Origin of the sequence: uncultured Microbacterium sp. (assembly GCF_913776565.1) — a bacterium.
GTDB lineage: Bacteria > Actinomycetota > Actinomycetes > Actinomycetales > Microbacteriaceae > Microbacterium.
The window spans coordinates 1-2,941 of the sequence record NZ_CAJYPF010000096.1 but is presented as its reverse complement, the minus strand read 5'-3'; the positions used below and the strand labels follow the sequence as shown (position 1 = coordinate 2,941).

Annotated in this window: 4 protein-coding genes; 1 reads left to right on the top strand and 3 read right to left on the bottom strand. The window is 72.2% G+C overall.

Going from position 1 to position 2,941, the window contains the following annotated elements:
- Nucleotides 1–333: 333 nt before the first annotated feature.
- Entirely contained in the window at nt 334–870 is a 537-nt protein-coding gene (locus QZ433_RS05270) for an NUDIX hydrolase (protein ID WP_295780469.1), read from the top strand.
- A 9-nt stretch (nt 871–879) separates the two neighbouring features.
- On the opposite strand, the gene QZ433_RS05265 is transcribed toward QZ433_RS05270, so the two are convergent.
- Genes QZ433_RS05265 through QZ433_RS05255 form a run of 3 tightly spaced genes read right to left on the bottom strand, consistent with a single transcriptional unit; the run spans nt 880 to nt 2,940 of the window.
- Complete coding sequence (locus QZ433_RS05265; RefSeq protein WP_295780468.1) at nt 880–1,635, bottom strand: SDR family NAD(P)-dependent oxidoreductase; 756 nt, start codon at nt 1,633–1,635, stop codon at nt 880–882.
- Between the two features lies 1 nt (nt 1,636).
- Nucleotides 1,637–2,134 (bottom strand): dihydrofolate reductase, encoded by a 498-nt coding sequence (locus QZ433_RS05260; protein WP_295780466.1) that lies wholly within the window; start codon nt 2,132–2,134, stop codon nt 1,637–1,639.
- Nucleotides 2,131–2,940: a thymidylate synthase gene (locus QZ433_RS05255; RefSeq protein WP_295780464.1), complete on the bottom strand. Its 810-nt coding sequence runs from the start codon at nt 2,938–2,940 to the stop codon at nt 2,131–2,133. The genes QZ433_RS05260 and QZ433_RS05255 overlap by 4 nt, the downstream gene beginning before the upstream one ends.
- Between the last annotated feature and the right edge of the window lies 1 nt (nt 2,941).

Sequence of the window (2,941 nt, the reverse complement as noted above, 5' to 3'; positions counted from 1 at the left end):
GGGAGGGCGAGGACGCCGTCCCGCAGCCGCGTGAACACCTCGCCCCGCACCCACCGGCGCACGTCGGCGTCGGTGGCGCCGTGCCGGAGGAGGTGGGTGCGCCGGATGACGCCGCCGGCGCGCGCCGCGAGGTCGGTGGCGGTGGAGGTGTGCACCCGGGCAGGGTGCCCGATCGTGGCCCCGACGCGCTGCCCTCCCTGCCCGTGCTGTGGATAACCGAGATTCGCGGTCCACCTGCACGATCGCTGGTGAGAAAGGAGACGGGAGGGGTTCGTGCTTTGGTCCTCCTGCGGGCGCTCATGCATCCGGAACAGGGCACCCTAGGGTGGCGGGGTGAGCTGGACCACCCGCGCGACGCGCACCGTGTACGAGAACCGCTGGATCCACGTGCGCGAGGACGAGGTGACCGGACCGCACGGCGACGGCATCTACGGCGTCGTGCGGATGCAGCACCCCGCCGTGTTCGTCGTCGCGCTGGACGACGCCGAGCGCATCTGCTTCGTCGAGCTCGAGCGGTACACGACCGGTCCCTCACTGGAGGTGCCGGCCGGCGGGTCGGACGGCGAAGACCCCCTCGTCGCGGCGCAGCGGGAACTGCTGGAGGAGGCCGGGGTGACGGCATCCGAGTGGCAGGATCTGGGACGCATGAACGCCCTCAACGGGATCGCGGACGCGCCCGAGTACGTCTTCCTCGCCCGGGGACTGACCGTCACGGATGCCGCGGCCTCGCAGCGCGAGGAGGGGATCGACGCCGTGCGCTGGATTCCCTTCGCGGACGCCCTGTCGCTCGTCGCCGAGGGGCGTATCACCGACGGCGAGACGATCGGGGCCCTCGCCCTGGCGGGGATCCGGCTGGGTCGTTTCCGCTGATCGACGTCCTCAGCGGCCTCGCGAGGCGGCGCGCACGACCAGCGCGTCGGGCAGCAGGCGCGAGGCGGCGACGAGCGCCTTGTAGCGATATGAGGGCACGGAGACGGAGCGTCCGCGCGCGGCATCGCGAAGTCCCTCGCGCACGACCGTCGCGGCGTCGAGCCACATGCGGTCGGGGACGCCCTCCTGGCCGGGCGGCAGTCCCAGGCGCTCGTGGAAGTTCGTGTGAACGAACCCGGGGCACACGGCCGTCACGGTGACGCCGCGCGGGCGGTAGGCGACGTTCGCCCACCGGCTGAAAGAGATGAGCCAGCCTTTGGCGGCGCCGTAGGTGCCGCGCGGGACGAACCCGGCCACCGAGGCGACGTTCACGATGCGACCGCTCCCCCGCTCGAGCATCGCCGGTAGCGCCGCGTGGACGAGACGCATCGTCGCCTCGACGTGCAGGCGCAGGTGGTGCACCTCGACCTCCACGTCGTTGCGCTCGAAGGCGAGGTCGAGACCGAATCCGGCGTTGTTGACGAGCACGTCGACCCCTGTCGCGACCCGGGCTTCGACCGCGGCGAGCGCGTCGGCATCGAGCAGGTCGGCGACCATCACCTCGACCTCGCGGCCGTGTCGGGCGCGGATGTCGGCGGCGACGCTGTCGAGGGCCGCGCGGTCGCGGGCGACGAGGACGAGGTCGGCCCCGCGCGCGGCGAGCTGTCGCGCGAACTCCGCGCCCAGCCCCGAGCTCGCGCCCGTGACCAGTGCCGTGCGCGCCACGTCAGTCCTCTCGCCGGTGGGTCTCGAAGCGGTAGCGGATGCCGTCGCTAGAGGCGTGCCATCCCGACGCGGGATCCGTGCGGACCCTGCGCCACCCGTCGGTCGCGGGGGCGTGGGTATCCCCGGCGACCGCGAGGTCGAGACGGGTGATCTCGAGCACGTCGGCGCGGTGGATCGCCTCGGCGTAGAGCATCCCGCCGCCGATGACCCAGACCTCGTCGCCACCGGCGAGGGCGAGAGCGTCGTCGAGCGAGCCGGCCCGGTCGGCGCCCTCTGCCGCCCAGGTCGCGGATCGGGTCACGACGATGTTGCGGCGTCCCGGCAGGGGACGGAAGCGCGGCGGCAGGGACTCCCACGTGCGCCGGCCCATGACGACGTCGTGGGCACCAGTGATCGCGCGGAAGTGGGCCAGGTCTTCGGGCACGTGCCACGGCATCCCGCCCTCGGCACCGATGACGCCCCCGCGCGCCTCGGCCCAGATGAGCCCGACCGCGGTCATACCGCGACGGCCGCGCGGATGGCCGGGTGGTGCTGGTACCCCTCGACCACGATGTCGTCGAAGGTGTAGTCGAAGATCGACGCGGGCGTGCGCGCGAAACGCAGCGTGGGCGACGGGAAGGGCTCGCGCGAGAGCTGCTCGGCGACCTGCTCGCGGTGGTTGTCGTAGACGTGGCAGTCGCCGCCGGTCCACACGAACTCGCCCGGCTCGAGACCCGTCTGCTGCGCGACCATCAGCGTCAGCAGCGCGTAGGAGGCGATGTTGAACGGCACCCCGAGGAACATGTCGGCGCTGCGCTGGTACAGCTGGCACGACAGCTTGCCGTCCGCGACGTAGAACTGGAAGAGCGCGTGGCACGGGGCGAGGGCCATGTCGGGGATGTCGGCGGGATTCCAGGCGGAGACGATGAGGCGACGCGAGTCGGGGTCGCGGCGGATCTGCTCGACGACCTGCGCGATCTGGTCGATCGTGCCGCCGTCGGCGGTGGGCCACGAGCGCCACTGCACGCCGTAGACGGGACCGAGCTCGCCGTCGGCGTCGGCCCATTCGTCCCAGATGGTGACGCCGTTCTGCTGGAGCCACGCGACGTTCGACTCGCCGCGCAGGAACCACAGCAGTTCGTAGACGATCGACTTCAGGTGCACGCGCTTGGTCGTGATGAGGGGGAAGCCCGCGGCGAGGTCGAAGCGGATCTGCCGCCCGAAGACGCTCGTGGTGCCGGTGCCGGTGCGGTCGGACTTGTGCACGCCCGTGGCGAGCACGTCGCGGAGGAGGTCTTCGTAGGGCGTCGGGATGGGGGCGGTCACG